Origin of the sequence: Vibrio sp. M250220 (assembly GCF_036533795.1) — a bacterium.
Taxonomy (GTDB): domain Bacteria; phylum Pseudomonadota; class Gammaproteobacteria; order Enterobacterales; family Vibrionaceae; genus Vibrio.
On sequence record NZ_JATABI010000222.1, the window covers coordinates 1 to 398 of the forward strand.

Below are 398 nucleotides of genomic sequence, written 5' to 3' on the forward strand. Positions count from 1 at the left end.
ACAAAAACCGTAACAAGGTCGATGATGAAACACGCTGGCAGACAAGGACTCTTGCCCATCGAACTGAGTCACAACCAAGGCATCATCGCCGAGTCCTTCTATATTGATGGTATACGCCAATGTCGCCATACGTCTCCCCTATCGTTGACACCAAGCACAAAAACCTTCACCACAAATTACCGCGACAACGGTAATTTGTATTTAAGGCTTTCAGGAGGCTTCCTGTAGGAAACCTCTGAAAATAAAAGCGATTAAGCTTCGATAGGTTTACGCCAATCGTCTGAACCAGACGTACCTGCGTTGACGTGATCCCAAGTGATCTTACGGTACGACATTGAGACCGTTAGATTTTGCGTGAAGTCGGACATCGACGGATCTTGACAGTGTGGCATCTCACA

At 46.7% G+C, this 398-nt stretch carries 1 pseudogene; it reads right to left on the reverse strand.

From position 1 onward, the window contains the following. Positions 1 to 251 precede the first annotated feature (251 nt). Positions 252 to 398, reverse strand: a pseudogene (locus QTN94_RS20530) (type VI secretion system tube protein Hcp); the annotation flags it as partial.